Here is a 25,181-nt window from a genome sequence, read left to right on the forward strand (position 1 = left end):
TGGTTCCTCCTGGGTCCCTGCGAGGACGTTTACGGCACTGCTTCGTACAGGTCGTGCTGGTGCGGGTCCCGTGCCCGTGGGTCCCGCCGCGCGTCCGGGAGGTGAATGCCCGGCGACTGCCCGGCATCGCTCCCGAAAGCACAAAAGGACCCGGGGGCTACGTTGCCCGAGTCCTCTGCCCAGCAGAATAGCCGATATGAGCAACCGACCGCCGGGTCATGTGGCGCGTTCCACCCGTGGTCCAGGCAATCGTCCGCATCCCGAGACGCCCCGGGGAGCGCCGCGCCGCCCGTCGGCGCGCACCTTCCTCCGTACGGCCGACGGGGTGCCCATCGACGCCGTGTACGAGCCGGGACCGGCCGGACGCGACCCCTCTGACCTGGTATTCGTCGTCGCCCACGGGTTCACGGGCGACGCCGACCGGCCGCATGTACGGCGGATCGCGGGGGTGTTCCAGCGGTATGGCGCCGTGGTCACGTTCTCCTTCCGGGGGCACGGCGCGTCCGGCGGACGGTCCACCGTCGGGGACCGCGAAGTGCTCGACCTGGCGGCGGCGGCCGCCTGGGCGCGCGGCTTCGGGCACGCGCGCGTGGTGACCGTCGGCTTCTCCATGGGCGGCTCGGTGGTCCTGCGGCACGCCGCGCTGTACGCCGAGGACGCCGCGGCGGGCACGGACGCCGTCGTCTCGGTCAGCTCCCCGGCCCGCTGGTACTACCGGGGCACGGCACCCATGCGCCGGCTGCACTGGCTGGTGATGCGCCCCGCCGGGCGCCTGGTGGGCCGCTACGGCCTGCGCACCCGGATCCACCACCGCGACTGGGACCCGGTGCCGCTGTCGCCGGTGGAGGCGGCGCGGCGGATCGCGCCGACGCCGCTGCTCGTCGTGCACGGCGACCGGGACGGCTACTTTCCTCTCGACCACCCCCGGATGCTGGCCGAGGCGGCCGGTGACCACGGCGAACTCTGGCTGGAGCCCGGCATGGGCCACGCCGAGAACGCCTCCGGCGAGGCGCTCCTGGACCGCATCGGCGACTGGGCCGTGGCGAGGGCGGGCTAGCCTGACGTTGTTCATCGCCGACGACGAAGGAACGAGATGGCAAAGGTCACGGTGCGCTACTGGGCCGCCGCGAAGGCCGCGGCGGGGGTGGCCGAGGAGCCCTGCGACGCGGCGACGCTCGCCGACGCGCTCGCCGCGGTCCGCGAGCGCCACCCCGGCGAACTCACGCACGTGCTGCTGCGCTGCTCGTTCCTCGTCGACGGCGACCCCGTGGGCACCCGCGGGCATGAGACGGTACGGCTGGCCGAGGGCGGCACGGTCGAGGTGCTCCCGCCGTTCGCAGGAGGGTGAGCGATGACCGACCAGCCGCAGCAGCCGTACCGGCAGTACGACCCGCATCAGCAGTACGACGGGAATCCGCAGTACGACGCGCATCAGCCGTACGGCCGAAATCAGCAGTACGAGGGATACGACGCGCAGGCGTGGCCCGGGCAGCAGCCGTACCAGGGCCCCGGGGAGCAGCAGGACCCGAACGCCGGCCAGTACACGCAGCAGTGGCAGGGGCAGACCTGGGAGACACAGGTGCAGCCGCCGGTCTCCGCGGAGGAGACGGCGTACCTGCCGCCGCACGTCCAGCCCCAGCCCCAGCCTGAGCCGTACCCGTCGCAGGGGTACGGACAGCCGCAGCCGTACCAGTCCCAGCCGCAGCCGTACGCGCCCCAGCCCCAGCCCCAGCCGTACGAGCCCCCCGCCCCCGCACCCGCGCCCTCCTCCGCCTCCCCCTCCGACGAGCCGGGCTACGGCCCCGCGACCGTCGTCGGGAACACGCGGATCACGGACGCGCAGCGGGCCCGGGCCGAGGGGCGCTCGCCGATCATCGACCCGGGCATGCAGCCGGCCGGTCTCACCGCGCTGCTAGGGCTGCTGCTGTCCGGCGCGGCGGCGCTCGGCACGTACGCCCTCCTCGTGCCGCTCGTCGTCCTCCAGGCGGTCACCGCGGCCGGCTGGTTCCGGCTGAACGGCATGTGGCCGGCCCGGCAGGGCATCGCGCTGGGCTTCGCGGGCGCGCTCGCCGCCGACGCGGCGCTGCTGGCGTCGGACCGCTCCCCGGCGGCGATCCTCGGCACCCTCGGGGTGTGGGTGCTGCTCTCCCTGGTCCTGCAACTGCGCTCGCACGCCGACCCCGACGAGCGGATGTACGGCCTGATGGCGACCATCGCCGCGGCCGCCCTGGCCGTCGTCGCGGGCGGGTACCTCGCCGCCGACGCGGACGCGGTGGCGGTCGGCGGGATCGCGGTGGCCGTGGCCGCCGTGGCCCGCGCGCTGCCGCTGCCGACCGCGGCGTCCGTGGTCGTCGCGCTGCTCGCGGCGGCCGGTGCGGGGGTCGCGGTCGGCTCGATGACGGACTTCGGGGCGTCGGGCGCGCTGCTCGGCGCCGGTGCGGCGGTCTGCGCCCTGATCGGCCTGCGGGTGGCGGCCTACGACTACCCCTCCCGCTTCGTCCACTTCACGGCGGGCGTGGCCCTGCCCCTCGCGGCGGCGGCCCCGGCCGTGTACCTGCTGGGCCGGGCCCTGGCCTGAGCCCCGGCGCCGCCTGTCACAGGTGGCGGCACCCCCTGTCACAGCTGTTCGACAAAACCCGGGGGGTGCCCGGGGGCCGGGTTACGCTCGCGCTGGACGGCCGCCGGTCGTCGGGTCCGCCGCCGAGCGTCCAGGGTTGGGGAAACACCGCATGCGCGCACTGCGAATACTGTTGATCGTCGTCGTGATCCTGGGCGGCCTCTTCGTGATCGCCGACCGTGTCGCCGTCAACTTCGCCGAGGACGAGGCCGCGGACAAGCTGCGCAGCACCGAGAACCTGGCCTCGACGCCGGACGTCTCCATCAACGGTTTCCCCTTCCTCACCCAGGTCGCCGGCGGTGAACTGGACGACGTGGAGATCGGCATCGACGACTACGAGGCGTCCACCGGCAACGCGAACGAGAAGATCCGCATCGCCCACCTGCGTGCGCACATGAAGGGCGTCGAGTTCTCCGGCGACTACAGCTCCGCCACCGCGGCCACCGCCACCGGCACCGCGACCGTCGGTTACGACGAGCTGATGAAGGCCACCAGGTCCGAGCCCACGGAGATCGCGCCGGGCATCGACGCCAAGGTCGTCGGCCTCTCCGACGGCGGCAACGGAAAGATCAAGGTGTCGCTCCAGGCCACGGTCCTCGGTGTCGAGGTGCCCGAGCCGGTCGAGGTGCTCAGCTCGGTCAAGGTCAAGGACGACGACGTCGAGGTCGTCGCCGACGGACTGCCGAGGATAGGCGGCAGGCAGCTGGCCGAGTCCCGGATCCGGGCCATCACCGACTTCCAGCAGACCATCGACGAGCTGCCCGGCGGCATCGAGCTGGACAAGGTCGAGGCGGCGAAGGACGGCGTAGAGATCACGGTGAAGGGTTCGAACGTCAAGCTGGCCGGGTAGGACGAAGGGCGGCGCCACGCGGGGTGGCCGAGCGATGTCCGACAGGCGAGACGGGGCTGTCCGTACCGCAGATGCGAAGACACCCGGCCCGGCCCCGCAGGCCTTCCGGGCCGGACCGATGAGCCTCTCCATCCCGCACTCCGGACGATCGTGTCTCATCATGCGACACGTCGGTGACACGGCCCGCCCTCAATCCCTACGATCGGGACCTATGAAGCGACAGGCGGATCTCACGAAGCGGCGGGCAGTGGACCTGTGCCGCGTTGCCGCCATGCTCTGTCGCACCTTCTGAGGTGGGCGGCGACGTCGCCGCCCGTGTCCCCTCGTCCCCCGCCCGCCCCGGCCTGCCCCGGGCACCAGCGCGCCGCCGCACGGCCCGAGCGCGCACACCCTCTCATCGCACGCCCCGCCGCCAACTGCCCCGGAGGAGAAAACATGAGCCGCAGCGACGTCCTGGTAGACGCCGACTGGCTGCAGGACCACCTGGACGACCCGTCCATCGCGATCGTCGAGGTGGACGAGGACACGTCCGCCTACGAGAAGAACCACATCAAGAACGCGATCCGGATCGACTGGACCCAGGACCTCCAGGACCCGGTCCGCCGCGACTTCGTCGACCAGGAGGGCTTCGAGAAGCTCCTGTCGGCCAAGGGCATCGCCAACGACACGCTGGTGGTCCTCTACGGCGGCAACAACAACTGGTTCGCGTCGTACGCCTACTGGTACTTCAAGCTCTACGGCCACGAGAACGTCAAGCTCCTCGACGGCGGCCGCAAGAAGTGGGAGCTGGACGCCCGCGAGCTGGTCCCGGGCGACGAGGTACCCCAGCGCCCCGCCACCGACTACAAGGCCAAGCCGCAGAACACCGCGATCCGCGCCTTCCGCGACGACGTCGTCAAGGCGATCGGCGCGCAGAACCTGGTCGACGTCCGCTCGCCCGACGAGTTCTCCGGCAAGCTGCTCGCCCCGGCCCACCTTCCCCAGGAGCAGTCGCAGCGTCCGGGCCACGTCCCGTCCGCCCGCAACATCCCGTGGTCGAAGAACGCCAACGACGACGGCACCTTCAAGTCGGACGAGGAGCTGAAGCAGCTCTACACCGACGAGCAGGTCGACCTGGCGAAGGACACCATCGCCTACTGCCGCATCGGTGAGCGCTCGGCCCTGACCTGGTTCGTCCTGCACGAGCTGCTGGGTGTGGAGAACGTCAAGAACTACGACGGCTCCTGGACCGAGTACGGCTCCCTCGTCGGCGTGCCGATCGAGCTCGGCGCCAACAAGTAAGCCCGCCCCCCTCTCAACCCCTCAGGAGTACGACATGTGCGGAGCGAAGGCCGGCGGCCCCGACGCCTCGACGATCAAGCCCGGTGAGACCACCATCCAGGGTCAGGTGACCCGCGACGGCGAGCCGGTGACGGGTTACGTCCGTCTGCTGGACGCCACCGGCGAGTTCACGGCGGAGGTCCCGACCTCCGCGACGGGCCAGTTCCGCTTCTACGCGGCCGAGGGCACCTGGACCGTGCGCGCGCTCGTCCCGGGCGGCACCGCCGACCGCACGGTCGTGGCCCAGCAGGGCGGCCTGGCGGAGGTCGCGATCGCCGTCTGACGGCAGGCGGCACAGCACAGCGCGCACGGCGCGCCGGCCGAGGGGCCGCACCCACCGGGTTGGACGCCTGGGGTGCGGCCCCTTCGGCGTGTCCGGACGGGATGTCCGGACCTACCCTGGAGTCATGTACGCGCGGCGGCGGCATGTCTACTTCGCCATGATGGGGACCTGCATCGTGCTCTTCGTCCTGGCCTGGGGAGTCGTACGCCTCTGGTCCGTCCCGGCGGCCGTGGGCCTGTGCGTGTTCGCGATGCTCATCCCGCCGGTGGCCGCGATGATCGCCAACCGGCGCGGCCCGGACGACCGCTGGTGGGACGACCCGTCGGGCGACGCGCAGTCCGACGAGTGGTGGGACGAACTGGACGGCAAGAAGCGCCACTGAGTCCGCAGGACGCCGGCTAGCGGGCGCCGCCCCCGTCCTCCGGTGTGTCCATGCCGCCCAGGAGGCGCCGCAGGCAGCGCACCGCGAGGTCGGCGGGGGAGCCGGGGCCCTGGGTCGCCGCCTCGGTGCCGGACCAGGTCTCCAGGGCGATCCGGATGGCGTCGGTGGCCGCGGCGGCTACCAGGCGCACCTCCAGCGGGTCCCGGTGGCCGTCCGTCAGCCGGGCGATCACCGGGACGAGCAGCTCCTCCGACTCCTGGTTCACGCGGTACCAGACGGCGCGCAGCGCCGGATCGTCCGCGGCGGCGCGCAGCAGACCGCGCGTGCGCAGGAGCGCCTCGGTGGCCTGCGGGTCCGGCGTGGCCAGCGCCTGCTCGACCGCGCCGCGCAGGGCCGGACCGAGCGCGGTACCCGGCCGGGCCTCGGCCAGCAGCGCGCGCCAGTGGTCGGCGCCGACCGTGAGCAGCGGGCCCACGGCGTCCTGCTTGGAGCGGAAGTACCGGTAGAAGGTCCGCAGCGCGACCCCCGCCCGCCGGGCGATCTCCTCCGCCGTCGTGGCCTCCGGGCCCCGGGTGGCGAAGAGTTCTGCCGCTGCGTGGGCGATGTCGAGCTGGGTGGCGGCCTTGCGGCGCTCGGTCAGCGTCGGGGGCGGTGGCGGTGGCTCGGTGCTCACCCCAGAAGCGTACGGCCTGCGACCGCCCGGCGGCACGCCGTGACGTCATGGCAAAACGTGCCACTCAGGCGTAAGGTGACGGGCATGAACCACTTGAATCGTTACGAAGGCCGTCGCGCCCTGGTCACCGGCGGCGGCTCGGGCATAGGCCAGGCCACCGTGCTGCGGCTGCTCGCGGAGGGCGGCACCGTCGTCGCGGCGGACGTCAGCGAGCCGGGCCTGAAGGACACCCGGGAGAAGGCAGGGGCCCACGCGGACCGGCTCACCACGCTCGTCGTCGACATCGCCGACGAGACCTCGGTGCGCGAGGGCGTCCGGGCGGCGACGGAGGCGCTGGGCGGCCTGGACGTCCTCGTCAACGCGGCCGGCATCCTGCGCTCCTCGCACACCGAGGAGACCGGCCTCGCGGACTTCACCCGGGTCCTGACCGTGAACCTCGTCGGCACCTTCCTGGTGATCCGCGAGTCGGTCCCGGCGCTCCTGGAGGGCAGGGACGCGGCGGTGGTCAACTTCAGCTCGACCTCGGCCACGTTCGCGCACCCGTACATGGCGGCCTATGCGGCGAGCAAGGGTGGCATCCAGTCCATGACCCACGCCCTGGCCGCCGAGTACGCGGGACGCGGCATCCGCTTCACCGCCGTACAGCCCGGCTCCATCTCCTCCGGCATGACGGACGGCAGCGGGGTCAGCGGGCAGAGCGTCGGACCCGGGCTGCCCGAGGACGCCGACATGGCCCTGTTCGCGAAGCTCTCCCCGGCGCTCGGCCAGGGCTTCGCCGGTCCGGAGACGGTGGCGTCGGTCGTGGCGATGCTGGCCTCGGAGGACGGCCGGTTCATCACGGGCACGGAGATCCGGATCGACGGCGGCACGCACTTCTGAGGGCGCCCGCCCCCGGAACTCCACTGAGGAAGAGAGCACACCATGCACGACCTGACCGGCAGGAACGTGATCGTCACCGGCGGCGCCCGCGGCCTCGGCGCGGAAGCCGCCCGGCAGGCGGTCGCCGCCGGGGCACACGTCCTGATCACCGATGTCCTGGACGACGAGGGCGAGCACGCGGCCCGCGAACTCGGCGACCGCGCCCACTTCCTGCACCACGACGTGACCTCCGAGGAGGACTGGCGACGGGTCGCGGACTTCGCCGTCACCGAGTTCGGCGCGCTGCACGGCCTGGTGAACAACGCCGGCATCTCGACCGGTACGCCGCTGGAGTCGGAGTCCGTCGAGCACTTCAGGAAGGTGCTGGACGTCAATCTCACCGGCGTCTTCATCGGCATGAAGACCGTGTTCCCCGCGCTGAAGGAGGCCGGCGGCGGATCGATCGTCAACATCTCGTCCGCGGCCGGTCTGATGGGCCTCGCCCTCACGGCCGGCTACGGCGCCTCCAAGTGGGGCGTACGCGGGCTCACGAAGATCGGCGCGGTGGAGTGGGGCACGGCCCGCGTCCGCGTGAACTCCGTGCACCCGGGGATGACGTACACCCCGATGACCGCGGCCGTCGGCATCGAGCGGGGCGAGGGCAGGTACCCGAACACGCCCATGGGCCGGGTCGGCGAGGCCCACGAGATCGCCGGCGCGGTCGTCTTCCTGCTCTCGGACGCCGCGTCCTACGTCACCGGCGCCGAACTCGCCGTGGACGGCGGCTGGACCACGGGCCCGACCGTGGCGTACGTCATGGGGCAGTGAGCGCCGGCGCCGTCAGTAGACGAGGGCCTGGGTGTCGTCGGCCAGTGCCTCCTGTACGAAGACCTGGGCGCCCGCGATCCGTACGCCCTCGATGACGTCCTTCTCGGTGAGGTCGCGCCGGGCCGCGCACTGGGTGCACAGCGTCACCCGGCCGCCCGCCAGGAGCGAGTCCAGCAGGTCCGGCAGCGGCGCGGCGTGCGGCAGCTCGAACTCGGCCGCACGCCCCGGCACCGCGAACCACGCGGACTCACCGGTCAGCCACAGCGACACCTCGACCCCACTGGCCACGGCCACCGCCGCCACCGTGAACGCCTGAGAACACCGCTCGGGCGCGTCCGCCCCCGCCGTCACCTTGATCACGAGCTTCTTCGCCATGCCGGAAGCGTAGCCCTCGCGGGCGGCTTCAGACCGCGAAGGTGATCGTCACCAGCAGCGTCGCGACGCACAGCACGGTGAGCAGGCCGCTGACCGTGGCGCCGTCCAGCCGGGTGCGCCGCCGGGGCCGGGCGGCCTTGTGCTTCGGCGCGGGCCTCGGCGGGTGGCCCGGGTGGAAGGGCGGCATCGCGAAGCCGGGCGAGAGGGGCGCCCGGTCCCGTCGTGGCGCGAGCCGCTGGGCCCGCCGGCACTCCTCGTAGGGCAGTCCGCCGTCGTACGTCATCCGTCGTGCTCCTTGCGCTGGTGCTGGCGCAGCAGGACGTTCGCGTCCGTCACCGCGCTGTGGTCGAACGCCGCACGTGCGGTCTCCCGCCGGTCCGCCAGCCAGGCGCATGCCTCGCAGCCCGGCACCGGCAGGGGCGGTCGCTCCAACTCGCCGGGGGCCGGGGGCGTGGCGAGGGTGCGGTCGTTCGCGGCGCGCAGGCTCGCCCCGAGGCGCTCGCGGTCGGTCGCCGGGCGCAGTGCGGCCGGTTCCGCCTCCCACTCCCGGCCGCCGCCGAGGGAGCGGAGCAGCACGCGCGCCCCGCTGCGGCCCCGGTACTCACCGACCTTGGCGGCGGCGGTGTCGTAGAGCACCGTGCCGGGCTCGTAGGTGGCCGGTTCTGTTCTCACGGGTCCGCTCCCTTACGTCAACGTCTGTACGGAATGTGACAGTTGCCCTACTCTGCGTAGTGGTGGGCAGTTACGAGCATGACCCACGGCGGGGGTCGCCAAGCCCGGAACGGCCGCTAGTGCCACATCGGGCGCTCCAAATTCCACAAATTCCACAGCCGGGAGGGGTGCGGTGCCGCAGCGGAGGGCGATCACGGGGCGCAGTCAGGAACCGAGGGCGCGGTTCGCGGAGGAGCTGCGGCTGCTCCGCCACGGGCGGGGCGTGTCCCTGCGGGGCGTCGCGGAGGTGGTGGGCTGGGACGCGTCCCAGTTCGGAAAGATGGAGAACGGCCACACGCTGGGCGGCCCGGAGATCGTGGAGGCGCTGGACCAGTACTACGGCACGGGCGGAATGCTGCTCACGCTGTGGGAGCTGGCGGTGGCCGATCCGACGCAGTTCAAGGAGCGGTATCGGCGGTACATGGTGCTGGAGGCCGAGGCGGTGAGTATGTGGCACTACGCCACCTCGAATCTTCCCGGCGTGCTCCAGACGCCCGAGTACGCGGCCGAGTTACTCAAGGCGGGCGGGCTGGCCGGGGCGGAGCTGGAGGCTCAGGTGGCGGCCCGCGTGGGAAGGCGTGAGTTGCTGCTGGCGCCCGACGGTCCGCAGTTCCGCACGATCCTCTCCGAGGCGGTGCTGCGCAGTCCGTTGAGCGATCGGAGCGAATGGCGAGCGCAATTGAGCCATCTCGCCGCGATGGGGCAGCGCACCAACATCATCATCCAGGTGCTGCCCTGTAGCGCGGGGCTGCACGGGCTGACGAACACCGACGTCATGTTCCTGCGAGGTCCAGGCGGTCGGACCGTCGCCTGGGTCGAGACGGGCTACGCGGGCGAACTGGTCCAGGAAACAACAACAGTCGACCAGCTCCAGCTCCGATACGATCGAGTGCGCGATACGGCCCTGTCTCCGGGCGAGTCGCGGGAGTTCATCGAGCGGATGCTGGAGGAAGCGCCATGCGAGCCATCGATCTGAGCACGGTCACCTGGCGCAAGAGCAGCTACAGCAACCAGGACGGCGGTCAGTGCCTAGAGGTCTCCGACGACCTCCTCCGCGCCGCCGACTGGCGCAGGAGCAGCTACAGCAACGCGAGCGGCGGCGAGTGCGTCGAGGTCGCCCCCAACCTCCCCTCCCTCGTCCCCGTCCGGGACAGCAAGGACCCCGCTCGCGGCGCCCTCCTGTTCGCCGCCCCCGTGTGGGCCGCCTTCCTGGACGGAGTCCGGCGAGAAGAGCCGGGACGGGCCGCGTAAGCTGAGGCCGGCCCTGTTTATGCCCCCCGCTCAAGGAGCACCCCGTGGAGATCTTCTTCGAAGCCCTGCTGGTCCTGGTCTGCGTCGGCGTTCTCGCCTTCGCCGGTCTGACCGTGAAGAAGCTGTACCAGGGCCAGCGCTGATCACCGACGCCAGGAAGTACCGCTCATGATCGAGATCCCGTCCGACCTGCACAAGGACCTTGTCCCGCTCGTCTTCCTGCTGGGTGACTGGGCCGGCGCGGGCGTGCACGACTTCCCCGGTGCCGAGAAGTGCAACTTCGGCCAGGAGGTCTCCTTCACCCACGACGGCCGGGACTTCCTGGAGTACCAGTCCCACACCTGGGTGCTGGACAACGACGGCAACAAGGTCCGCCCGCTGGAGTCCGAGCACGGCTTCTGGCGCGTCGACGCGAACCGCAAGGTCGAGGTCACGATGACCCGCGACGACGGCGTCATCGAGATCTGGTACGGCGAGCTGGCCGACCAGAAGCCCCAGATCGACCTGGTCACGGACGCGGTCGCCCGCACCGCGGCCTCGCGCCCCTACACCGGCGGCAAGCGGCTGTACGGCTACGTCAAGAGCGACCTGATGTGGGTCGGCGAGAAGCAGACCCCCGAGGTCGAGCTGCGCCCCTACATGTCGGCGCACCTGAAGAAGGTCGTCACCCCGGAGGACGTCGAGCGCTGGGCCAAGGCCCTGCCGGACGACATGCCGGACGACGGGATCGCTTTCTTCAAGTAGTCCTAGACTCGTGGTGTGGTGAGCACCGACTGGAAGAGCGACCTCAGGCAGCGCGGCTATCGGCTGACGCCTCAGCGGCAGCTGGTGCTGGAAGCCGTCGACACCCTCGAGCACGCGACCCCCGACGACATCCTCGGCGAAGTACGGAAGACGGCGTCGGGGGTCAACATTTCCACCGTGTACCGCACGCTGGAGCTGCTGGAGGAGCTGGGGCTGGTCAGCCACGCCCACCTCGGGCACGGTGCGCCCACCTACCACCTGGCCGACCGCCACCACCACATCCACCTGGTCTGCCGGGACTGCACCAACGTGATCGAGGCCGACCTGTCGGTGGCCGCCGACTTCACCGCCAAGCTGCGCGAGCAGTTCGGCTTCGACACCGACATGAAGCACTTCGCGATCTTCGGCCGGTGCGAGAGCTGTTCCCTGAAGGGTTCAACTACCGAGTCGTAAGCGAGTCGTAGGCTGGGGAGTATGAAGAGCCCCCTGCTGTCCCTGCCCGGCGCCGTTCCCGCCGAGGGCGTGGACGAAGGCGTCGCCGCCCACTACGGCGACCTGTTCCGCGAGCAGCGTGCCCTCGCCGACGGCACCGGCTTCGTCGACCTCTCCCACCGCGGTGTCGTCACCGTCACGGGCGACGACCGGCTGAGCTGGCTGCACCTGCTGCTCACCCAGCACGTCAGCGACCTGCCGACCGGCCAGGCCACCGAGGCGCTGATCCTCTCCGCGAACGGCCACATCGAACACGCCCTGTACCTCGTCGACGACGGTGCGACCGTCTGGGCCCACGTGGAGCCCGGCAGCCAGGAGGCGCTGATCGCCTACCTGGAGTCGATGAAGTTCTTCTACCGGGTTGAGGTCGCCGACCGCACCGCCGACACCGCCGTCGTGCACCTGCCTGCCGGGTCGATCGCCCAGGCCCCCGCCTCCGCCGTGGTCCGCGAGACGCCGTACGGCCGCGATCTCTTCCTGCCGCGGGAGGAGCTGGAGACGTTCGCCGCCGAGGCCAGGCCGGCGGCCGGGATCCTCGCCCACGAGGCGCTGCGGGTCGAGCAGCACCGCCCGCGCCTCGGCTTCGAGACCGACCACCGGACCATCCCGCACGAGCTGGGCTGGATCGGCACGGCCGTGCACCTCCAGAAGGGCTGCTACCGCGGGCAGGAGACCGTCGCCCGGGTGCAGAACCTCGGCAAGCCGCCGCGCCGGCTGGTCTTCCTGCACCTGGACGGCAGCGAGGTCCACCTGCCGCCGAACGGGGCGGAGATCCGCCTCGCGGACGACGGGCCCGACGGCCGGAAGATCGGGTTCATCACCACGTCCGCGCGCCACCACGAGCTGGGCCCGGTCGCCCTCGCCCTGGTCAAGCGGAACGTGCCGGTGGACGCCCGGCTCATGGCCGAGGACACCGCGGCCGCGCAGGAGACGGTCGTCGAGCCGTAGGGCCCGTCCAGCGCCCGTCCAGGGCCCGCCTCAGACCTCCACGAGGACCGTGAACGGGCCGTCGTTGGTCAGCGACACCCGCATCCGCGCGCCGAAACGTCCCGTCGCCACCGTCGCGCCCAGCGCGCGCAGCTGTGCGACGACCTCGTCGACCAGCGGTTCGGCGACGTCGCCGGGCGCGGCGGCGTTCCAGGTGGGGCGGCGGCCCTTGCGGGCGTCGCCGTAAAGGGTGAACTGGCTGATCACCAGGAGCGGGGCGTCGAGGTCGCTGCACGACTTCTCGTCGTGCAGGATCCGCACCGACCAGAGCTTGCGGGCCAGCTGGGCCGCCTTCTCCTTGGTGTCGTCGTGGGTGATGCCGACCAGGACGCACAGGCCCTCGCCGTCGATCGCGCCCACGGTCTCGCCGTCCACGACGACGCTCGCGCCGTCCACCCTCTGTACCACTGCACGCATCCCGTCATGATGCCGTGCGCCCCCAGGGTGTGGACGGGCGGGGCCGTACGGGGTTTCTTTTCGCTGCGAACCCCCCATCTGGGGCCGATCGGGGCCGATCGGGGGCACTCGGTCACATAGCGGCCACTTGGGGTGGCACGATGCTCTCCAGACGCCGGGCGAGGGGACGGTTGAGGCACATGAGCACACCGAGTACGGGGCGGTCGTTCGGGACTGCCGCGTTGACATCTCCGAGTGGTCGGGGCGGTCCGAGCGGTCCGGGTGGTCTGGAGGCGCCCCGGCCGCCCGTGCAGCGCACGGACAGCCCCGAGCTGCCGGCCGGCCCTCCGGAGCGGGACCTGACCGAGCTGAGCCTGCCGGAGCTGCGCACGCTGCGCCGGGACGCCCAGCGCGAGGAGGCCGACCTCAGTTACGTACGGCGGCTGCTGCAGGGCCGTATCGACATCCTGCGCGCGGAGCTGGCGGGGCGCGGGCCGGCCTCGTCGTCTTCCGTGGTCACCGCGGCGACCGGGTCGGTGGTGGAGCGGCTGTCGGAGATCCTCGCCGACGCACCGGCCCGGCAGCGCTCCTCCGCCCGCCATGTGACGCTGGGCACCCCGCGCAGCGAGGAGTGCCGGCGGCTGGCCGCGGAGATGCTGGGCGAGGTGGAGCTGTCCGACCTGACGGCCCGCACCGATGTCGAGCTGACCGCGGGCATGGGGCGGCTCGTGCGCTACGAGCAGCAGGTCTCCCGGAGGCGGCAGCGGCTCCAGCGCACGGCGGACGGCTGCGGCGCGGAGATCGCACGCCGGTACCGTGAGGGGGAAGCACAAGTCGACGACCTGCTCGTGTGACACGGGGGCGGCCATCCGCGCCGCCTCCGGGGCCCGGTGATCCCGGGCCGTCGCCGCGGGGGGTCGCCCGTTCCGGAAGGCCACCGCCGATGCCCGCGCCCCAGCCGTCGCAACCGTCGCACGCGAACCAGTCCGCGCCCACGTCCGCCCTCTCGCCCGTCGTGCCGCCCGTCCTCGCCGAGGTCGTGCGGTCCGGATTCGTCGAGGGGCGGCACCGGGGCAGCCTGGTGGTGCTGGGCGCCGACGGGGCGGTGGAGCTGGCGCTGGGCGAGGTGACGGCGCCGGTCTTCCCGCGCTCCTCGAACAAGCCGATGCAGGCGGCGGGTGTCCTGCGGGCGGGTCTGGACCTCGCAGGAGAGCGGCTGGCGCTGGCCGCCGCGAGCCACTCCGGAGAACCGTTTCACCGCGATCTGGTCCGCAAGATGCTCGCCGAGTACGGCCTGGACCCCGCGCTGCTCCAGTGCCCGCCGGACCTGCCGCTGGACGCGGAGGAGCGGGAGACGTACCTGGCGTCGGGCGCCGTGCCCGACCGCGTCACCATGAACTGCTCCGGCAAGCACACCGCGATGCTGGCGGTCTGCGCGCAGCGGGGCTGGCCGCTGGAGACCTACCTCGACCCGGAGCACCCGCTCCAGCGGATCATCCACCGGGTGGTGGAGGACGCGGCGGGCGAGCCGGTCGCCGCCGTCGGCACCGACGGGTGCGGGGCGCCGCTGATGGCGGTCAGCCTGGTCGGCCTGGCCCGCGCCTTCCGCTCCTTCGTCGCCGCCGAGCCCGGGTCGGCCGAGCGCCGGGTCGCCGACGCGATGCGTGCGCACCCCGAGTACGTGGCCGGCAGCCGCCGCGCGGACACCTGGCTGATGCGCGAGGTGCCGGGCACGCTCTCCAAGATGGGCGCGGAGGCCGTCCAGGCGGTGGCCCTGCCCGACGGCCGCGCCCTCGCCTTCAAGATCGAGGACGGCGCGACCCGCGCCCTGGGCCCGGTGCTGGCCCGCGCCCTGACACTGCTGGGCGTCCAGGGCCCGGTCGTCGACCGCATCGGCCACGCGCCCCTGCTGGGCGCCGGCCGTGAGGTGGGGGAGATCCGGGCGTCCTTCTGACATTCTGACGTCCGGGGCGGGGACAATTCCCGCGACGCGGGTGGGGGCGTCGGCCTACGGTGAGCGTATGAGCCGCCGCACCGAGATAGACGTACGTCCCATCACCGAGGCCGAGTTCCCGGACTGGAACCGAGCCCTGAACACCGGGTTCCTGCAGCCGCCCGCCGTGGCCGAGGAGCAGTTGGAGGCGCGGCGCCGGCAGTTCGTGCCGGGCCGGTCGCTCGGTGCCTTCGACGGCGACCGGTGCGTGGCGACCTTCCGGTCCTTCGACCAGGAGATCACCGCCGTCGGCGGCGCCGCCGTCCGGGCCGACGCGGTCTCCAACGTCACCGTCACCGCGACCCACCGCCGCCGGGGCCTGCTCACCCGGATGATGGCGCAGGACCTGGCCGCGGCGAAGGAACGCGGCGACGTGGTCGCGACGCTGATCGCGGCGGAGTACCGGATCTACGGCCGGTACGGCTTCGGGCCCGCCACCACCCTGACCGAGTGGACGGTCGACGTGCCGCGCGCCGGTCTCGACCCGCGCTGGGCGGCCGACGGTGGCCGGATCGACCTCGTGGACGGCGAGGACGTCCGCAAGCTCGGCCCCGAGCTGCACGAGCGGCTGCGCCGGGCCCAGCCGGGCGCGGTCAGCCGGACCGAGCTGTGGTGGCAGGCCCGCACCGGCGTCGTCGACATGAACGGCACGCCCTGGGTCGAGCCGTACTTCGTCCTGTACCGCTCGGCGGAGGGCGAGGTCGAGGGGCTGGCCGCCTACCGGACCGACGACCGCTGGGGCGACGCCAAGCAGCCGCTGAACACGGCGACCGTCGACTGGCTGCTGGCCGTGACCCCGGCCGCCGAGCGCGCGCTGTGGCACTACCTGTGCTCGATCGACTGGATCACCACGGTGAAGAGCGGCTGGCGGTCCCCCGACGACCTGCTCCCGCACCTCCTGCCGGACCCGCGCGCGGCCCGCATCACCACGCAGGCCGACTGGCTGTGGGTGCGGATCCTGGACGTCGCCCGGGCTCTCACGGCGCGGACGTACGAGGGGCGGGGGTCGGTGGTGCTCGACGTGGTGGACCGGGGAGGGCTGACCGGCGGACGGTGGCGGCTGGAGGCGGGGCCGGACGGGGCGTCCTGCGCGGCGACCACCGAGAGCGCCGATCTGGTGCTCGACGTCGGCGAGCTGGGTGCGCTGTGGCTGGGTGACGCGTCGGCGGTACGGCTGGCGGCGCTCGGCCGGGTGCGGGAAGAACGAGCGGGCGCCGCCCGTGTGGTCGACGCCCTGCTGCGTATGTCCAGGCGGCCTTGGTGCCCGGACATGTTCTGAGGTGACTCCTTCCGCCGGTGCCGGTGGGCCTGCGCATCCGTAGCGCGTGCTCTTCAGTTGTGGTTGTGGTTGTTGTGCGTGGTGCCTACCGACCGGCCGGGCTCCCGGCTCCCCTCCGGAACGGGGCCCGGCCGTCAGCACGTCGGTTCAGCCGGACTGGGCGAGCAGCATCACGAGGATCACCGCACCCACACCGCCGATCATGGTGTTCTTCGCCTTGATGCCGATGGACAGCGCGACGAACGCGATGATGCCCATAGGCCCGTACTTCCATTGCACGAGCTGCTCGAACCCGATGGCCAGAGCCGCGACGACGATGGCGATGAGCGGCATGGTGGACCCCCTGTCACCGTGGTGGCCAACCCCGGTAAGGCTCGACCACGTTGCTCAAGTTGGCTGCCAACTTCACTGTAGTTATCTCCGCTTGGAAGCGTCTCATAACCACCTTTCCGCGAACTGCCCAAAGATGGCGAGAAGTTGTAGGGTTTGGTCGTGGAGCCGGAACGCGCCCCCGTCAACGGGCGGAAGAGACCGCAGCGGCCACAGACAACACACCGAGAGGTGGCCGACGAGCTGCGCGCCCGGATCAGGTCCGGTCGGCTGCGGCCGGGCCAGCGCATGCCCACACAGGCCCAGTTGGCCGACGAGTTCGGCGTGGAGCGCGGCACCGTCCGCCAGGCCCTGCGCATCCTGCATTCGGAACGTCTGCTCACCAACGTGTCCAAGGGGAGCCCAGCGACCGTCGCGGACGACCCGCGCGGCCCCCAGGCCGGTCCGCAGGCGCAGCCGATGCCCACCACCGTGGCCCTCGCCTCCCGGATCGCGGCGGCCTTCACCGCCGAGCACGTCGAGATCGACGCGCTGTGCCTGACCTCCGTCTCCCTCACCCTCGCCCTCGGCGAACCGCTGAGCCAGATCCACGCGGGGCGACTGAAACCGGCCAAGGTCGACGTCCGGGTCCTGCTGCCGAGCAGCGACATCGACCTCGCCTTCCCGGCGGCGGTCTCGGGCGGCGCGGCGGGCGGCCCGGTGCACCGGCGGTGGCTGGCGATGCGCAACGCCCAGGGCCAGGTGCTGCGGCACAACCTGCTGAGCCTGCGCGCCACGCACGGCATCGACGTGCGCGTCTCCTTCCGCGCGCTGCCCTTCACGCCGCCGATGAAGCTGTACGTGCTCAACGGCGGCGAGGCCCTCTTCGCGTACTACACCCTCAGCCGGCGCGAGCAGGAGATCGACCACGAGCAACTGGAGATGTACGACGCGGAGGGCATCCGCTCGACGCTGTTCGCCTTCGAGCAGGGCGGTGGCCTGCGCGACGGCGTCTTCGTGAAGCAGTCCCGGCTGTGGTTCGACGCGCTGTGGGGGACGATCAGTTCGGAGCTGCGGCTCACGACCTGACCGCCCCCGTCACAGTGCGGGACCCGCGACCAGGAGGGCCAGCAGCACCGCTCCGGCGGAGCTGACGGAGGGGCTCTTGGCCTTGATGCCTATGGTGAGCAGGAGCAGCCCGACGATGCCGGTGGCACCGTACTTCCACTGGACGATCTGCTCGAAGGCGATGACGAAGACCGTGGAGACCAGGGCGAGGACGGGCATGGTCTTCCCCCCTTCGGGAAGTTCGGGAGGTTCGGGAGGTGCTGCGTCGGTGGAGGCGAACTTCCACCAACCTGGTGAAGTTGGCAACCAACTCTCTCTATGTTGTCCCCACTTGGCTACTACCTATAAACAAGTTTCAAACAACTCCCTATAGGTAGGTCGAAGTTGTAGCGTTTGGTCGTGACTCAGGAGAACGTGTCCGTGAACGGTGGCAGAAGGCTCTCGTCCCAGGAGATCGCCGAGGCCCTGCGGGAGCGGATCCGCGGGGGAGACCTCAAGGCGGGCGACCGCCTGCCCACCCAGGCCGAGCTGGCCGAGGAGTTCGGCGTGGAGCGCGGCACCGTCCGCCAGGCCCTGCGCGCGCTCCAGGAGGACGGCCTGCTCACCAACGTCAGCAAGGGCAGCCCGCCCCGCATCGCCGAGCCCGCCACACCGCGGGCCGAGCCGCAGCCGACGATGGTGGCCCTGGGGCCGCGCCTGGCGCAGGCGTTCGCGGCACCGCGGGTGCGGATCGACGTCGTGTGCCACACCTCGGAGACGCTGATGCTTGCCCTCAGCGAGCCGCTGCGCCTGATCCACGAGGGCCGCATCCGCCCGGAGTCGATCGACTTCCGCGTGCTGATGCCCTCCCGCGACATCGCACTCGCCTTCCCCGTCCTGGTCGAGGACGAGGAGGACGACCCGGTCCACCAGCGCTGGCTTCAGATGCGCAACGCCCAGGCCCGGGTCCTGAGGCACAACCTGCACGCCGTGCGCTCCACCCACCGCATCGACGTGCGCATCGCCTTCCGCGCCCTGCCGTTCACCCCGACGAGCAAGCTCTACCTGCTCAACGGCGAGGAAGCCCTCTTCGGCTACTACATGGTGACCCGGCGCGAGGAGGAGTACGAGAGCCGGACGCTGGAGATGTACGACGCGCTCGGCTCCCAGTCGCTGCTGTTCTCGTTCCTGAAGCGGAGCGGTCACCGGGAGTCGATGTTCGTGGAGGAATCACAGAAGTGGTTCGACGCCCTCTGGGAAACCATCACCACGGACATGACACTCTCCTAGTGACTTCCGATACGGATCAGACGGAACCGGTGAACGGGCGGGCCGGGTGGGCCGGGCAGTGGGAGGGTCTGCGGGACCTGGTCGTGGGTGCCCGCGTCGTCCTTTGGGACTTCGACGGCCCCATCTGCAGACTGTTCGCGGGCTACACGGCCGACCGGGTGGCGGGCGAACTGGTGGACTGGCTGGAGCGGCTGGGCCTCAAGGAGCTGCTCACCCAGGAGGAGCAGGTCCACCCGGACCCGCACGTCCTGCTGGCCGCGGTCAACCGCAGACACCGGCAGAGCGACCTGGTCGCCGAGTTCGAGGAACGGCTGACCCGGGAGGAGCTGCGCGCCGTGCCCACCGCGTGGCCGACCCCGTACGCGGACGCCCTGATCCGCACCTGGTCCGCCCTCGGCGTCGGGCTCGCGGTCACGACCAACAACTCGCCCCGCGCGGTGAGCGAGTACCTGGCGACCCGGGACCTGCTGGGCTGCTTCGCCCCGCACATCTACGGCCGCACCCGGGACCCGCAGCTGCTCAAACCCGACCCGTACTGCCTCAACCGCGCCCTCAGCGCGATGGGTGTCGCCCCCGCGCGGGCCCTGATGGTCGGCGACTCCGCCTCCGACGTGACCGCCGCCCGAGAGGCCGGCGTGCCCTTCCTGGGCTACGGCCACAACGAGCGCAAGACCAAGATCCTCAAGCAGGCGGGCGCGGACACGGTCGTGGACTCCCTGGAGCCGGTCCTCAGGCTGCTGTGGGAGGAGGGGACCCCCGCGCCCGCCTGAGCTCGGGAACACCTTCGTCACGCGGCCCTGGGTAACGGGCCGGAGGCGCTACTCTCCGGCCATGCACCGTCTGCCACACCGAGCGCGCAAGGCGCTCGTGCACCACCTCGTGGAGTCACGGAGACTCCGCGGGAGGGGTGAGGTGCTCACCGGGCACCACAACGTCAACTACGTCCGGCGCTCGGGCCTGGTGCTGGCGCTGCTGCTGGGCGCCGTGCCCTTCACCCGGTTCAAGTACCGGGTCCCGCTGCGGGCTGTGGAGGTGGTGCCCCGCATCTGGCCGAGGGAGGCGGAGGTGCTCGGTGTGGTCTGCCGCTATCTGCGCGAGGTGCCGCCCTGCCTGGCCGACCTCGGCGGCGGCTCCGTACACGGCTACCGGACCGGCCGGGTGCTCAGCGACAGCGGTCCCACGGGGCGGGTGGGCGAGGAACTCATGCGGTCGTTCGCGGCGTTCTTCGTCCGGACCGCGAGCGTGCCCGTGGCGGAACTGCCGGCCCGCCCCGAAGGGTGGCCGCGGGACGGGGACACCCAGGGCTTCCTGGACTGGCTGGTCCGCTTCACGGAGCAGCGGGTGCACCGGCCGAACCGGGACCGCTTCGGCACGCTCCTCGACGCCGTCGGCGTCCCGGAGGACGCGATGGCGCGGTTCGCCGCCCGGTACCGCTGCCGCACGGCGCGCCCCTTCCGGCTCCTGCACACGGACGTCCACCGGGCCAACGTCGTCGTGCGGGGCAAGCGCCTCGCGGTGATCGACTGGGAACTGGCCATATTCGGCGATCCGCTGCACGACCTCGCGACCCACCTCGTACGCATGGCGTACGGGAAGGAGGAACAGGGGCACATGGTGGAACTGTGGGCCGGGGCCATGGCGGACGCCGGGCTCGGCGACCTCACCGCCGGCCTGCACGAGGACCTTCCCGTCTACGTCGCCTACGAATACGCGCAGTCGGTGTTCCCCGACATCATGCGCGCGGCGATCGACCTGCCCGAGGACGCGCGCACCGAGCACTTCCAGGCCGCCGCGGACCGGGTGGAGCGGGCCGTACGGCGGGCGCGTGAGCCACTGCGGCTGGTCGACGTACCCGGCCGGGAGCAGGTCGTGGAGGCTCTGCGGGTCTGGCACGCCACGGCACGCTGAGCGGTCACCGCACTCTTCCTGGCCGCCCCGGAAGCGGTCACCATGATCTGGCGGCGCAGCGCGCCGTAACCCGTGGGCCAGCGGGGGGACTTGGCGGCTGAGTGCGGATCTTCGCCGAGCGGCAGAACGGCGGCACTGTGGGGCCGCGCCGAGACGACGCTGACCAAGGGACTGCGCCTGGCGGTCTTCTTCGCAGGACCTGAGGACCACGCGCGGCAGGATGCTGTACAAGGACCAGGGCACGCTGTCGGTCGAGTTCCGGGCGGTGCACATGTCGCCCTTCCTCAAGCTGGACGTCGTCGGCGACGAGGTGGTGTACGAGGGGAGCCACGACACGCTCGAGGTGCGGCCCGACGCGTACGGCACCTCCGCCCCCCCCTCCCGCAAGGGCCGGCACCCGACGAGGGGCAGTTGCTCGACCTCATCGGCCGCGGATCGCTGCTGACCCGCTGGAGCCGCTACGACGGTGAACCGGCAGGGGGCCTCGTCGACCGCCGGTGCGGCTTCTTCGGCACCCTCCGGGACGCGGCGCGGCGCCTGGAACCGGAGCCCGCCCCGGGTGGAGGCGGTGCGTAGGCTCGCCCCATGAACGCCCCCGGTCTGCGTGAGCGCAAGAAGCAGCGGATGTTCCGGACCCTGTCGGACGTCGCCGTCGGACTCTTTCTGGAGAAGGGCTTCGACGCGGTGTCCGTCGCGGAGGTGGCGGCGGCGGCCGAGGTCTCCAAGCCGACGCTCTTCCGGTACTTCCCGGCCAAGGAGGACCTGGTCCTGTACCGCATCGCCGACCACGAGGACGAGGCCGCCCGGGTGGCGGGGCAGGGACCCGCGCCGGTCGACGCGCTGCGGCGGCACTTCCTGGCGGGTCTTGAGCGGTGCGACCCGGTGACCGGGCTCAACGACCACCCCGCCGTACTCGCCTTCCACCGGCTGCTCTACGGCACCCCCGCCCTGGTGGCCCGGATGCACACGCAGCTGGAGCGGTCCGAGGCCGCGCTCGCCGGGGCGCTCGGCGGCGACCTGGAGGCCAGGCTGGCGGCGGGGCAGATCATCGCCGTACAGCGGATCCTCGCGCTGGACAACTGGCGGCGGATCTCCGTCGGGGAACGGGTGGAGGACGTGCGCGGCGACGCGGTGGCGGCGGCGGAACGCGCGTTCGCCGGGCTGGCGGCGGGGCTGCCGAGATTCGCAACGGAGTAAAAAATGTAACTTGGTAACGCCATTCCTCTATGCTTGCCGGAATGACGTCGACCGACACCGCCCTCCAGCGCGCCCTCGACCGCGAGCGCGCCCACCACGACCGCTGCCGCACCGTCCTCGCCGCGATGGTGGAAGGCGCCCAGGAACACGTCGTCACCGGAGAGGACGTCTCCGCCTCCGGTGCCGACGCCGAGGTCCTCGGGTACCGGCTGCGCAGCCGGGCCAAGGAGATGCGCGAACTGCCCGCGGGCCCGCTGTTCTTCGGGCGGCTCGACTTCGCGGAGGGGGAGGAGGGCGAGCGGGCGCTGCACATCGGGCGACTGCGCATCACCGAGCACCCGGCCGCCCCGCCCCTCGTCGTCGACTGGCGCGCCCCCGTCTCCCGCGCCTTCTACCAGGCCACCGCCGGCGACCCCCGCGGCGTGGCCGTCCGCCGCCGCTTCGGATGGGCGCCCGGCAGCCGCGGCGAGCGCGCCGACCTCACCGGTATGGAGGACGAGCACCTGGCCCGGGGAGAGTCCCGGGCCGGCGCCATCGTCGCGCGGGAGATCGAACGCCCCCGCGTCGGACCCATGCGGGACATCGCCGCCACCATCCAGCCCGAGCAGGACGACCTGGTCCGCGCCGGTCTCGGCACCACCGTCTGCGTCCAGGGCGCCCCGGGCACCGGCAAGACCGCCGTCGGCCTGCACCGGGCCGCCTACCTGCTCTACACCCACCCGCAGCGCGTCCAGCGGGGCGGGCTGCTGATCCTCGGCCCCAACCCGACCTTCCTCTCCTACATCGCCGAGGTGCTTCCCGCCCTCGGCGAGAGCGGCGTACGGCAGTCCACGCTGGCCCGGGAGATCGCCCGGCACCCGGTCACCCGCACCGACGACGCCCGCGCCGCCGCCCTCAAGCACGACGCCCGGGCGGCCGAGGTGCTGCGCCGCGCCCTCTACGCACGCGTGGACCCCGGCGCCGCGGGCGACCTCACCGTGCCGGACGGCTCCTACCGCTGGCGCGTCCCGGCCGAGGCGCTGGCCCGCATCGTCGCGGACGTACGCCGGGAGCAGCCGCCGTACACCGTCGGGCGCGAGCGGGTCCGGGCCCGGATCGTGCGGTACGTCCAGGAGCGGGCCGAGCGGCGCGCCGGGCCGCGGACCAGTGCCTGGCTGCGCCGCGTCGAACGGGCCCGGCCGGTCGGCGCGGCCCTGGACGCCGTATGGCCCCGGGTGTGCCCGGAGGAGGTGCTCGCGCCGCTGCTCGGCGACCCGGACGAGCTGGCGGGGGCGGCCGACGGCGTGCTGGACGACGACGAGCAGCGGGCCCTGCTGTGGACGGGGCGGGCCCCGCGGTCCTGGAAGTCGGCCCGCTGGTCCGCCGCCGACCTGGTCCTGCTCGACGAGCTCGCCGGCCTCCTCGAACACCCCGAGGGCTACGGCCACATCGTCGTCGACGAGGCCCAGGACCTCTCCCCGATGGAGTGCCGGGCCATCGCCCGCAGGTCCGCCTTCGGTTCGCTCACCGTCCTCGGCGACCTCGCCCAGGGGACCACGCCGTGGGCCGCGCGGTCCTGGCGGACCGTCCTCGCCCACCTGGGCCGCCCGGACGCGGCCGTGGTGCCGCTGACCACCGGGTTCCGGGTGCCGAAGAAGGTCGTGGGCCTCACCAACCGGCTGCTGGAGCGGCTCGACGTGGACGTGCCCGCGGCCCGTTCGCTGCGCGGCGACGGCGAGCTGACGCTGCGCGGGTGCGCGCCCGGCGCCGTGCCGGAGACGGTCGTGGACGCCGTACGGCACGCACTCGCCCGGGAGGGCTCGGTGGGCGTCGTCGCCGCCGACCCGGACGTGCCCGGGCTGCGGGCGGCCCTCGACGCGGCCGGCATCGCGGCGGCGGGGCCCGAGGCGCTGGGCGCCCGGGTGGCCGTCGTACCGGCGAGCGTGGTCAAGGGCCTGGAGTACGACCACGTCGTCGCCGTCGAACCGGCGGCGATCGCGGCGGCGGAGGGACCCGGCGGGCGGGGCCTCAACCGGCTGTACGTGGTGCTCACCCGCGCGGTGTCCCGGCTGGACGTGGTGCACGGGCGGCCGCTGCCGTTCTGAGGGCCGGTGGGCGCCCCGCACTCCGCCCGCGGGGGGACACGGCCGCGGTCAGTCCGCCAGGCGGGTGCCGCGGCGCCAGACGGCGCGCGTGTTGAGGGTGTCGCCGATGTCGGTCGTCGGGTCCCCGTCGACCAGCAGCAGGTCGGCGCGCAGTCCCTCGGCGACGCGGCCCCGGTCGCCGAGGCGGAAGCGCCGGGCCGTGGTCGCGGTGGCCGCGCGCAGGGCCCGCGAGGGCGTGAGGCCGGCGGCCACGAGGTACTGCAGCTCGTGGTGCAGGCTCGCCCCGTGGGCCAGGCCCCCGAAGAACGTCTCGGGCATGGAGGCGTCGGTCCCGGCCAGCACGTCGACGCCGGCGGCGTCCAGGGCGCGGACGGTGGCGTGGACGTCCTCCAGCCTGCCCTGCGGGTAGCGGTCGTAGCTGGACCGCAGGGTCCGGTCCCACCGTTCGTCGAGGCGGGCGGCGACCCGGGGGTCGTCGGCGAGTTCGCCGCCGGTGATGCCCATCATCGAGGCGTTGAGGGTGATGCAGGGGATGACGAACATGCCCGCGTCCCTGATGACGTCGATGATCTCGGCGGTGTGCGGCTGGTCCATGAACACGTGGGTGACGCCGTCGACGCCCGCCTCCGCGGCCATCCTGGTGGCCTCCAGGGTCAGCGCGTGGGCCACGGTGAGGGCGCCGTACTTCCTGGCCTCGGCCACGCCGGCGTTCAGGGTGGCCCGGTCGAGCGACGGCAGCCCGGGATGTCCCTCCACGGTGCCGTCGTCGATCATGAACTTGATGAAGTCCGAACCCCGGGCGAGGAGTTGCGGCACGAAGGCGGCGGCCTCCTCCGGGGTCGTGGAGAACGGCATCAGCGGCATCACCGGCGGGAGGTCCCACTTCGGCCGGAAGCCCTCGGGCATCAGCTCGCTGGGGTGGCCGCCGGGCGGGGTGATGGCGAAGCCGGAGGAGCGCACGTCGGCCAGGGTGTCGTCGTCGGTGACGGCCCCGCGGTTCTCCCGGGTGTTCATCCCCTGCATCTCCAGTTCGGTCGTCACCCCGAACCGCAGGGCGAGCGCCAGGGAGCCCGGGGCGGAGTGCACGTGTGCGTCGATGAGTCCCGGCAGCAGGGTGGCGCCGCTGCCGTCGACGACCTCGCTGCCCCGGGGGACCTCGCCGCCGACGCGGGCGATCCTCGTGCCGTCGATGACCACGGTCCGTACGCCTACGGACTTCTCTCCGTCGAATACCTGCGCGTCGGTGATCGCGGTGAGTGCCATGGCAGTCCGCCTCGTTTCCTGGCTCGGTCGCATTTGCATACCTG

General features: G+C 72.4%; 32 protein-coding genes. 24 read left to right on the forward strand and 8 right to left on the reverse strand.

Annotated features, from left to right (window positions below; genetic code table 11):
- Positions 1–196 precede the first annotated feature (196 nt).
- From ACZ6IM_RS33670 to ACZ6IM_RS33700, 7 genes are all read left to right on the forward strand, one after another.
- Complete coding sequence (locus tag ACZ6IM_RS33670; RefSeq protein ID WP_469561872.1) at positions 197–1,057, forward strand: alpha/beta hydrolase; 861 nt, start codon at positions 197–199, stop codon at positions 1,055–1,057.
- Between the two features lie 36 nt (positions 1,058–1,093).
- Positions 1,094–1,348, forward strand: a complete 255-nt coding sequence (locus ACZ6IM_RS33675; RefSeq protein ID WP_052842962.1) for a MoaD/ThiS family protein — start codon at positions 1,094–1,096, stop codon at positions 1,346–1,348.
- Positions 1,349–1,351: 3 nt separating this feature from the next.
- Positions 1,352–2,578 carry a hypothetical protein gene (locus ACZ6IM_RS33680; RefSeq protein WP_469561876.1) on the forward strand — a complete coding sequence of 409 codons (1,227 nt, stop codon included), beginning with the start codon at positions 1,352–1,354 and terminating at the stop codon, positions 2,576–2,578.
- A gap of 151 nt (positions 2,579–2,729) precedes the next feature.
- On the forward strand, positions 2,730–3,467 hold the full coding sequence (locus tag ACZ6IM_RS33685; protein WP_052842960.1) for an LmeA family phospholipid-binding protein: 738 nt from the start codon (positions 2,730–2,732) through the stop codon (positions 3,465–3,467).
- A 435-nt stretch (positions 3,468–3,902) separates the two neighbouring features.
- Entirely contained in the window at positions 3,903–4,748 is an 846-nt protein-coding gene (locus ACZ6IM_RS33690; protein ID WP_052842959.1) for a sulfurtransferase, read from the forward strand.
- Between the two features lie 34 nt (positions 4,749–4,782).
- Positions 4,783–5,070, forward strand: coding sequence for a DUF1416 domain-containing protein (locus tag ACZ6IM_RS33695; protein WP_030187974.1), 288 nt, complete (start codon positions 4,783–4,785; stop codon positions 5,068–5,070).
- A gap of 124 nt (positions 5,071–5,194) precedes the next feature.
- A complete protein-coding gene (locus ACZ6IM_RS33700; RefSeq protein WP_052842958.1) occupies positions 5,195–5,452 on the forward strand; it encodes a DUF3099 domain-containing protein in 258 nt (85 codons plus the stop codon).
- A 16-nt stretch (positions 5,453–5,468) separates the two neighbouring features.
- On the opposite strand, the gene ACZ6IM_RS33705 is transcribed toward ACZ6IM_RS33700, so the two are convergent.
- Positions 5,469–6,125, reverse strand: coding sequence for a TetR family transcriptional regulator (locus tag ACZ6IM_RS33705; RefSeq protein ID WP_469561881.1), 657 nt, complete (start codon positions 6,123–6,125; stop codon positions 5,469–5,471).
- Between the two features lie 84 nt (positions 6,126–6,209).
- Here ACZ6IM_RS33705 and ACZ6IM_RS33710 point away from each other — a divergent pair, with 84 nt between their 5' ends.
- Together ACZ6IM_RS33710 and ACZ6IM_RS33715 are read left to right on the forward strand one after the other, a co-directional pair.
- Positions 6,210–7,004 carry an SDR family NAD(P)-dependent oxidoreductase gene (locus tag ACZ6IM_RS33710; protein WP_052842956.1) on the forward strand — a complete coding sequence of 265 codons (795 nt, stop codon included), beginning with the start codon at positions 6,210–6,212 and terminating at the stop codon, positions 7,002–7,004.
- Between the two features lie 42 nt (positions 7,005–7,046).
- The gene (locus tag ACZ6IM_RS33715; protein ID WP_469561885.1) at positions 7,047–7,811 is read left to right on the forward strand and encodes a glucose 1-dehydrogenase; all 765 of its coding nucleotides are present in this window, start codon (positions 7,047–7,049) and stop codon (positions 7,809–7,811) included.
- A 12-nt stretch (positions 7,812–7,823) separates the two neighbouring features.
- On the opposite strand, the gene ACZ6IM_RS33720 is transcribed toward ACZ6IM_RS33715, so the two are convergent.
- Genes ACZ6IM_RS33720 through ACZ6IM_RS33730 form a run of 3 tightly spaced genes read right to left on the reverse strand, consistent with a single transcriptional unit; the run spans position 7,824 to position 8,858 of the window.
- Positions 7,824–8,186 (reverse strand): DsrE family protein, encoded by a 363-nt coding sequence (locus ACZ6IM_RS33720; RefSeq protein ID WP_073729730.1) that lies wholly within the window; start codon positions 8,184–8,186, stop codon positions 7,824–7,826.
- A 28-nt stretch (positions 8,187–8,214) separates the two neighbouring features.
- Positions 8,215–8,469, reverse strand: a complete 255-nt coding sequence (locus tag ACZ6IM_RS33725) for a hypothetical protein (protein WP_052842953.1) — start codon at positions 8,467–8,469, stop codon at positions 8,215–8,217.
- On the reverse strand, positions 8,466–8,858 hold the full coding sequence (locus ACZ6IM_RS33730; RefSeq protein WP_052842952.1) for a hypothetical protein: 393 nt from the start codon (positions 8,856–8,858) through the stop codon (positions 8,466–8,468). The genes ACZ6IM_RS33725 and ACZ6IM_RS33730 overlap by 4 nt, the downstream gene beginning before the upstream one ends.
- A gap of 172 nt (positions 8,859–9,030) precedes the next feature.
- Between ACZ6IM_RS33730 and ACZ6IM_RS33735 the strand changes: the two genes are divergently transcribed.
- From ACZ6IM_RS33735 to ygfZ, 5 genes are all read left to right on the forward strand, one after another.
- On the forward strand, positions 9,031–9,873 hold the full coding sequence (locus tag ACZ6IM_RS33735; protein ID WP_052842950.1) for a helix-turn-helix domain-containing protein: 843 nt from the start codon (positions 9,031–9,033) through the stop codon (positions 9,871–9,873).
- Positions 9,855–10,148 (forward strand): DUF397 domain-containing protein, encoded by a 294-nt coding sequence (locus ACZ6IM_RS33740; protein ID WP_052842949.1) that lies wholly within the window; start codon positions 9,855–9,857, stop codon positions 10,146–10,148. The genes ACZ6IM_RS33735 and ACZ6IM_RS33740 overlap by 19 nt, the downstream gene beginning before the upstream one ends.
- 168 nt (positions 10,149–10,316) lie before the next feature.
- A complete protein-coding gene (locus ACZ6IM_RS33745) occupies positions 10,317–10,892 on the forward strand; it encodes a heme-binding beta-barrel domain-containing protein (protein WP_052842948.1) in 576 nt (191 codons plus the stop codon).
- Between the two features lie 15 nt (positions 10,893–10,907).
- Positions 10,908–11,345, forward strand: a complete 438-nt coding sequence (locus ACZ6IM_RS33750; protein ID WP_052842947.1) for a Fur family transcriptional regulator — start codon at positions 10,908–10,910, stop codon at positions 11,343–11,345.
- 21 nt (positions 11,346–11,366) lie between these two features.
- Positions 11,367–12,332, forward strand: coding sequence for a CAF17-like 4Fe-4S cluster assembly/insertion protein YgfZ (ygfZ, locus tag ACZ6IM_RS33755; protein ID WP_469561892.1), 966 nt, complete (start codon positions 11,367–11,369; stop codon positions 12,330–12,332).
- A gap of 30 nt (positions 12,333–12,362) precedes the next feature.
- Here the strand turns inward: ygfZ and dtd are convergent, their stop codons facing one another.
- Entirely contained in the window at positions 12,363–12,788 is a 426-nt protein-coding gene (dtd, locus tag ACZ6IM_RS33760; protein WP_052842945.1) for a D-aminoacyl-tRNA deacylase, read from the reverse strand.
- 179 nt (positions 12,789–12,967) lie between these two features.
- Here dtd and ACZ6IM_RS33765 point away from each other — a divergent pair, with 179 nt between their 5' ends.
- The 3 genes from ACZ6IM_RS33765 to ACZ6IM_RS33775 all read left to right on the forward strand — a co-directional run bounded on the left by ACZ6IM_RS33765 (position 12,968) and on the right by ACZ6IM_RS33775 (position 16,039).
- Positions 12,968–13,621 carry an RsiG family protein gene (locus ACZ6IM_RS33765; RefSeq protein ID WP_469561897.1) on the forward strand — a complete coding sequence of 218 codons (654 nt, stop codon included), beginning with the start codon at positions 12,968–12,970 and terminating at the stop codon, positions 13,619–13,621.
- A gap of 89 nt (positions 13,622–13,710) precedes the next feature.
- The gene (locus tag ACZ6IM_RS33770; protein ID WP_469561900.1) at positions 13,711–14,721 is read left to right on the forward strand and encodes an asparaginase; all 1,011 of its coding nucleotides are present in this window, start codon (positions 13,711–13,713) and stop codon (positions 14,719–14,721) included.
- A 67-nt stretch (positions 14,722–14,788) separates the two neighbouring features.
- A complete protein-coding gene (locus tag ACZ6IM_RS33775) occupies positions 14,789–16,039 on the forward strand; it encodes a GNAT family N-acetyltransferase (protein ID WP_469561903.1) in 1,251 nt (416 codons plus the stop codon).
- Positions 16,040–16,186: 147 nt separating this feature from the next.
- Here the strand turns inward: ACZ6IM_RS33775 and ACZ6IM_RS33780 are convergent, their stop codons facing one another.
- Positions 16,187–16,372: a hypothetical protein gene (locus tag ACZ6IM_RS33780; protein ID WP_003974784.1), complete on the reverse strand. Its 186-nt coding sequence runs from the start codon at positions 16,370–16,372 to the stop codon at positions 16,187–16,189.
- 153 nt (positions 16,373–16,525) lie between these two features.
- On the opposite strand from ACZ6IM_RS33780, the gene ACZ6IM_RS33785 reads away from it, so the two are divergent.
- Positions 16,526–17,437 carry a GntR family transcriptional regulator gene (locus tag ACZ6IM_RS33785; protein ID WP_469561906.1) on the forward strand — a complete coding sequence of 304 codons (912 nt, stop codon included), beginning with the start codon at positions 16,526–16,528 and terminating at the stop codon, positions 17,435–17,437.
- A 9-nt stretch (positions 17,438–17,446) separates the two neighbouring features.
- Here ACZ6IM_RS33785 and ACZ6IM_RS33790 read toward each other — a convergent pair whose 3' ends face one another.
- Positions 17,447–17,635, reverse strand: coding sequence for a hypothetical protein (locus tag ACZ6IM_RS33790; protein WP_052842940.1), 189 nt, complete (start codon positions 17,633–17,635; stop codon positions 17,447–17,449).
- A gap of 174 nt (positions 17,636–17,809) precedes the next feature.
- Between ACZ6IM_RS33790 and ACZ6IM_RS33795 the strand changes: the two genes are divergently transcribed.
- The 6 genes from ACZ6IM_RS33795 to ACZ6IM_RS33820 all read left to right on the forward strand — a co-directional run bounded on the left by ACZ6IM_RS33795 (position 17,810) and on the right by ACZ6IM_RS33820 (position 23,874).
- On the forward strand, positions 17,810–18,685 hold the full coding sequence (locus ACZ6IM_RS33795; protein ID WP_469561910.1) for a winged helix-turn-helix domain-containing protein: 876 nt from the start codon (positions 17,810–17,812) through the stop codon (positions 18,683–18,685).
- On the forward strand, positions 18,685–19,455 hold the full coding sequence (locus ACZ6IM_RS33800; RefSeq protein WP_469561913.1) for an HAD family hydrolase: 771 nt from the start codon (positions 18,685–18,687) through the stop codon (positions 19,453–19,455). The genes ACZ6IM_RS33795 and ACZ6IM_RS33800 overlap by 1 nt, the downstream gene beginning before the upstream one ends.
- Before the next feature lie 61 nt (positions 19,456–19,516).
- Positions 19,517–20,593 (forward strand): phosphotransferase, encoded by a 1,077-nt coding sequence (locus tag ACZ6IM_RS33805; RefSeq protein WP_052842938.1) that lies wholly within the window; start codon positions 19,517–19,519, stop codon positions 20,591–20,593.
- 220 nt (positions 20,594–20,813) lie between these two features.
- Positions 20,814–21,038: a hypothetical protein gene (locus ACZ6IM_RS33810; protein ID WP_469561916.1), complete on the forward strand. Its 225-nt coding sequence runs from the start codon at positions 20,814–20,816 to the stop codon at positions 21,036–21,038.
- 140 nt (positions 21,039–21,178) lie between these two features.
- On the forward strand, positions 21,179–21,790 hold the full coding sequence (locus tag ACZ6IM_RS33815; RefSeq protein ID WP_052842937.1) for a TetR family transcriptional regulator: 612 nt from the start codon (positions 21,179–21,181) through the stop codon (positions 21,788–21,790).
- Positions 21,791–21,831: 41 nt separating this feature from the next.
- A complete protein-coding gene (locus ACZ6IM_RS33820) occupies positions 21,832–23,874 on the forward strand; it encodes a HelD family protein (RefSeq protein WP_469561920.1) in 2,043 nt (680 codons plus the stop codon).
- A 48-nt stretch (positions 23,875–23,922) separates the two neighbouring features.
- On the opposite strand, the gene ACZ6IM_RS33825 is transcribed toward ACZ6IM_RS33820, so the two are convergent.
- Positions 23,923–25,137, reverse strand: a complete 1,215-nt coding sequence (locus tag ACZ6IM_RS33825; RefSeq protein ID WP_052842935.1) for an amidohydrolase family protein — start codon at positions 25,135–25,137, stop codon at positions 23,923–23,925.
- Positions 25,138–25,181 lie beyond the last annotated feature (44 nt).

This window comes from Streptomyces sp. NPDC042336 (assembly GCF_055581985.1).